Annotated in this window: 4 protein-coding genes; all 4 read left to right on the top strand. The window is 64.9% G+C overall.

What is annotated here, in order from left to right; all coding sequences use genetic code 11:
* The coding region (locus tag AC5RWX_RS29300; protein WP_494099745.1) for a LuxR family transcriptional regulator at positions 1-973 on the top strand (973 nt) is incomplete at its 5' end.
* Between the two features lie 52 nt (positions 974-1,025).
* On the top strand, positions 1,026-3,623 hold the full coding sequence (locus tag AC5RWX_RS29295) for a LuxR C-terminal-related transcriptional regulator (RefSeq protein WP_494099746.1): 2,598 nt from the start codon (positions 1,026-1,028) through the stop codon (positions 3,621-3,623).
* A 499-nt stretch (positions 3,624-4,122) separates the two neighbouring features.
* The gene (locus AC5RWX_RS29290; RefSeq protein ID WP_494099744.1) at positions 4,123-5,448 is read left to right on the top strand and encodes a cysteine desulfurase; all 1,326 of its coding nucleotides are present in this window, start codon (positions 4,123-4,125) and stop codon (positions 5,446-5,448) included.
* A 34-nt stretch (positions 5,449-5,482) separates the two neighbouring features.
* A partial coding sequence (sufU, locus tag AC5RWX_RS29285; RefSeq protein WP_494099743.1) for a Fe-S cluster assembly sulfur transfer protein SufU occupies positions 5,483-5,921 on the top strand: 439 nt, incomplete at its 3' end.

The following is a 5,921-nucleotide window of genomic DNA, read 5'->3' as shown; positions in this document are numbered from 1 at the left end:
GCAGTACACCAGGGAGGCCTACCTGGTGTTGCTGACGGCCGGGCAGTGGCGGCGCTGCATCGACCTTGTGGGTCCACATGATAGCGGTGAGTATGGCAGGCTCCCCTACCGGAGCGCCGCCACTGAACTCGCCGTCGGGCTCGCCTACGTCTATTCCGGCCGGGGAGGCGCTGCCCTGGACCCCCTGATTTCGGCGGTGGCGCAGCTTGAGCTCCAGCCGATTCAGAGTGCTTTACGCTGTGCCTACGCAGCAACGGCACTGGCCCATGCGCAGACGGGCAACGCTGCCCAGGCACGCAAGTTCCTGGCCAAACTCCAGCGGACACAGGGCAGATCGAGTTTTTCAAGGGAGAGCATCGTCGAGTTCTGCGCCCTTGTGGCTGGGCGCTGGCTGGGCGACTCCGAGTCGGCCGCGGGCTTGAAGCAGTCCGCCCGGCGGAGCATGGGGGCAGGTCTCTACACACTCGCCGGGATCAGCCTGCTGGCAGCCACGGTGAACGGCAGCGATGCTGACTTCCGCCTTTTGGAGGAAATTTCGGATCACCGGCAGGGACCGCTGGCGGAAGTTGCGCGGCTGTTGGCAGTGGGTAGCCGGACCAAAGATGCCAAGGCCCTCCTCGCAGCAGGGGAAATCGCGGCCACCCTCGAACTGGATACCGTGGAGGCCCGCTGCATGGCCTTGGCCGTGGACTTCGCCCGGCAGGACGGAGATACCATTTCCGCCCGTACCGCCCAAGCTCGCCTGGACATCCTGGCTGCCACTGTGACGAATCTTCCCATCGTGCCCAGCAGTGGGAGCCCTTTGCTGACCGCCAGGGAGCGCCAGATTGCACGGCTGGCCGGCCGGGGGGCGTCCAACCGTGAAATAGCCCTGGAGATGGGTGTGTCTGTCCGCACCGTGGAAGGCCACCTGTACCAGGTCTTCACCAAGCTCGGCGTAACTTCCAGGGGTGATCTGACTGGACTCGTCTAACGGCCACAAACCGGCACCAGCCCTGCACTCCGTCGCCGGAAGGCGCGAGCCCCTGGAGCGGATCTGCAACATTGTCCGGAACGGGACCAGCCGTGCCGTTTTTGTGATGGCAGGGCCCGGGATCGGTAAGACGTCCCTGACGGAAGCGGTTAGGGAACGGCTTTCCGGGGAGCTCAATATCCTGCAGATCCACGGCAGTTCCGCCTTGGCCGCTGTACCATTCGGCGTGTTGACTCCCTATACCGGAGAGCTGACCGCCGAAGAGTCGGTGTCACCCGTTGCGGTCCTGCGTTCCATGTGGAAGTACTTCGAGAAGCTGAAGGGAGACCAGGGCGCACGCGTTCTGCTGGTAGTGGATGATGCCCACCACTTGGACGACTCCTCAGCCGGGGTACTGGCCGACCTGATTGCAGCCGGTTGGGCAACAGTGGTGGCTGCTGCCCGGCCCCGGCCAGGCCTCCCGCAGCCGCTGGACCAGCTCTGGTACGACGGCCTGGCCGAGCGGGTTGACCTTCGGCCCCTGAACCGGGAACAGATTGAGGAGGTTCTGGCCCATGTCCTTGATGGAACGGTTCCGGCAGCCACGGTGGAATCAGTGTGGACTGCCTCAGGCGGCAATCCCCGCATTCTCGACGCATTGCTGCACGACGCAGCCGAAACCGGTGTCCTGGCCAAGCGGAACGGCATATGGATGTTACTCGGGCCATTACCCGCCGACGGCGGTCAGCTCACGACCGTGGTGATCAAGGACCACATCAGGCGGACTCCGGAGGAACAGGAGGCCCTGAAGCTCATCGCCCTTGCCGGGCCGTTGGGCCGGAAGGTGATCGAGGACATCAGCGGGGCCGCCGTAGTCCGCTCGCTCCTGGACCAGCAGATGATCATCGAGAGTTCCGGAGTGCCGGCTGAACTGTCCATGTGGAATGCGCTCTTCGCCAGCGCCCTCCGAAACACCCTCTCGGTGTCGCGCAGCCTGCAGCTGCTCGAGAAAATTCGGGTCCACCAGAACGGCACGGTCCTGCGGGGAGAGGGCAAGCTCCGGTCCGTGGAGTGGGCTCTTGAGTGTGGGCTGCGGGTATCGGACCCCGAGATGCTCGACGCTGCCCGTGAGGCCCTGAAGAGGTTCCGCAATGTAAGCGCACGCTCCATCGCAGCCAAGATCCAAGACCCTGCGCTGGTTCCGTTGGCCAAGGCAATCCAGGCACGGGCCCTCTACAACGAGGGCGTCTATGATCAGGCCGCCCACCTGCTTGATGCGTGCTGGAGTCAGCTTTCAAATGACCCGGAGGGACCCGCTGTCCTCCTGCTCCGCGTAGCCGCCCACCAAGCCACCGGACAGTCCTTGAACGCACTGGCCGACGATGTCAAGGGCCAACAGGCTGCTGACGGGGACCAGAAACGGACGGACCGGCTCCTGCAGGTCCTGCACCTCCTGCAGCTCGGCGCGGCTGTGGATGCCGGGGCTCTTGCCACTGAGGTCCGGGAGATTCGGAACGCGTCCTCCGCGGAGGACGGAAGCGAACCCGCCAGGGCGCTTGGTGAGGCGCTTCTTGCCCATGCCCTTGCTGCAGCCGGCCGCGCCGGCGAGGGGCTGGAATCGGCTCTCCTGGCCGCCTCGGAATTACCTCCGCTGGAGGACAGTCTGTTCTTTTTCACCGAGTTCGTGCTGGGCCGGCTGGTGACCGATTACCTGGCGATGGGTGAATGGGAGTCGGCCGAGCGCGAACTCGACAATTACGCGGCCGGACATGCGGCAGGAGTCGCCACCTTCAACGGAAGCCTGCAGGTGCTTCGTGGCTACTCACTTCTGCGGCAAGGCAGGATGGAACGGGCGTACCAGGTGCTGCTGCCGGCCGTGGAGGCCCTGAGGTTGAATGATCCGCTGCAGTTGTTCCGCTTCGGGTCTTCCCTGGGCTTTTACGCGGCGGCAAGGCTGGGGGATGCAGCTCAGGCCAAGCGCCTTGAACAGGACTTCACCGACGCCGTGGCTGGCGGTCCTGCCCACGAGCTGTTGGCTTCCGCATACGGTGCTGCTGCGTCCGAATATCTGTCGCGGGACGGCAAGGGGCTGGCAACGCTCCATACCCTCGCCACCAGGCATGACGCCACCGCGAGAGCCGGAACCCTGCTCGAAATCCTGTCCATCTGTTGGGACCTGGGTGACCCTTCGGTCATCCCCATGGTGCAATCGGTCGCAGAGGCGGTAGAAGGACGGTACGCCCAAGCGATGCTGACGCTGGCGACCAGTTGGGAAGCAGCTGACGGGGATACCCTGATGGACACGGCAAACTCCCTGGAGGAATCAGGCTTTGTGAACCTCGCGCGGGAGGCCTATGCCCGCGCGAGTACCCTTCTGGAGCAGGCCGGAGAACGCCGGCGGTCCAGGCAGGCAGTGGCGCTGCGCGAGAAATGCGACCACGAACTGGGGGAGCGGTTCAGGGAAGGGCGCTTCATTGCTGCGGCTCCCGCCGTCCACCTCACCCGCCGCGAGCAGGACATTGTGGGATTGGCCGTGCAGGGCCTCACCGACCGGGAAATTGCCCAACGGCTGATGGTCTCCGTACGCACGGTGGAGGGGCACCTGTACCGAACGTACGTAAAGCTGGGTGTACGCAGCCGCGACGAGCTGGAGTCGGCGCTCCCCAAATAGGCGCTGCACAACACCTTTCGCCTGCACAACTTCCGCCTGCACAACTTCGGCCTGGACATTCTGTCCGCCCCAGCCGCGGGGCTACTGGTTGCTTCAGCCCCTCGCCCGGCTGCCAGCGCCGGAATGCGGGTACTGCAGGCGGCCCCGGTAGGCGGGGGAGAGTGAATTCGAGTACACCCTACTCGTGCGCAGGGTGGCGCTGGAGTATTTACTTAAAGAGGCAACAGGAACCGGCACAAAAAGAACTCGCAAGAGTTGCCAACAGCAGAACTAGGCTCCTCCGTCCTGACAAACTTCCGGTCCTTTTCGGGACCGGGCCGGACGGGGCCGGCGGCGTCAGAGTCTTCTGAGACCGAGGCTCTCCCCCCAGCCGCCGCCGGCCCTCCCAATCCGCGGGCTGAAGCCCGGAGCGACTGTGGCGGCTGCCCCTCCGGGCGGCCGCCACAGCCGTGCTGTGGGACAATTGAGTGTCATCCGTTGGCATCTCGAGGAGTTAGTTTTGGCCGTAGTATCAACGCCAGCCACACTGGAACGCGCCTTGCCCGTCATGGATAACGCAGAAGTCCAGCGCATCCGCAACGACTTCCCGGTCCTGAATCAACTGGTCAATGGACGCCCGCTGATCTATCTGGACTCCGGCGCCACGTCGCAAAATCCGCTGAGCGTCATCGAAGCCGAGCAGGAATTCTACGAGCAGCGCAATGCTGCCGTGCACCGGGGCGCCCACCACCTTGCGGTTGAGGCCACCGAAGCATTCGAGGATGCCCGGCAGACCGTGGCCGACTTCGTGGGCGCTGACTACTCCGAAATCCTTTGGACTTCCAACGCCACTGAGGGCCTCAACCTGCTCAGCTATGCGCTGTCCAACGCAGGCCTCTGGGCAGCCCAGGGGCGGGGCGACGCCCGGCTGAAGGACCTGGCGCTGAACCCGGGTGACGAGATCGTGGTGACGGAGATGGAGCACCACGCAAACCTCATCCCGTGGCAGGAACTTGCCTTCCGTACCGGGGCGGCCCTGCGCTACATCCCGGTGGATGACGCCGGCAGCCTCCGCATGGACCTGGCCCCGGACATCATCGGCGCCCGGACAAAGGTGCTGGCCTTCACGCACGCCTCCAACGTCCTGGGCACCATCAACCCCGTCCGCGAACTGGTCGCCCTGGGCCGGGACGCCGGCGCGCTGGTGGTCCTGGACGCCTGCCAGTCCGCACCCCATATGCCCTTGGACGTCAAAGAGCTGGACATTGACTTCGCTGTCTTTTCCGGCCACAAGATGCTCGCCCCCACGGGAATCGGCGCACTTTACGGAAAACAGGATGTCCTGGACATCCTGCCGCCGTTCCTGACGGGCGGGTCCATGATTACCACGGTGACTATGGAGCGCGCCGACTACCTCCCCGCACCCCAGCGCTTTGAGGCCGGTACCCAGCGTATTTCCCAGGCTGTGGCGTTGGGGGCTGCAGTGAATTACCTGACGGAAACGGGGCTGGACCGGATCCACCGCTGGGAGGCTGAGCTCGGCCAACGGATGATCACCGGGCTGGAGTCCATTCCGGGAATCCGGGTCCTCGGTCCCGCCGCGGGCCTGGACCGGATAGGGCTCGCCGCGTTCGACGTCGAAGGAGTGCATGCCCATGACGTTGGCCAGTTCCTCGATTCGCGGGGTATCGCCGTGCGTGTTGGGCACCACTGCGCCCAGCCGCTGCACCGCCGGCTGGGGTTGACGGCCACCACCAGGGCCAGCGCTTACCTGTACAACACCACCGACGACGTGGACCAGTTCCTGGATGCCGTCGCGGGCGTGCGCGCCTACTTCCGCGCCTAATCCATCAAACGCAGACGCACATCGAAGGTATGACATGAGCCTTGACCACCTGTACCAGCAGATCATCCTGGACCATTCCAAAGCCCGCCACGGCAGCGGCCTGGCCGGGACGGAGGCGCCGGACGGCGCGACCACGGGGCAGTCACACCAGCTCAACCCCGTCTGTGGCGACGAGGTAACCCTGCGCCTGGCCGTCGCTGACGGCAAAGTGGCACAGATTGCCTGGGACGGCGCGGGCTGCTCCATTTCCATGGCGTCCGCCTCGGTCCTCACGGACCTGGCAGAGGGAATGACAGTTGCGGAAATGCACGAGGTAATAGACAACTTCCGCGAGGTCCTCCGGTCCCGGGGCAAAATACCTGCCGACCCGGAAATTCTCGGTGATGCCGCGGCATTCGAGGGAGTGGCGCGGTACGCCGCCCGGGTCAAGTGCGCCATGATTTCCTGGGTTGCGGCGGAGGATGCGCTCAACC

The organism is Arthrobacter sp. SPT-J7 (assembly GCF_059089965.1).
This window is presented reverse-complemented; position numbering and strand designations above follow the sequence as displayed.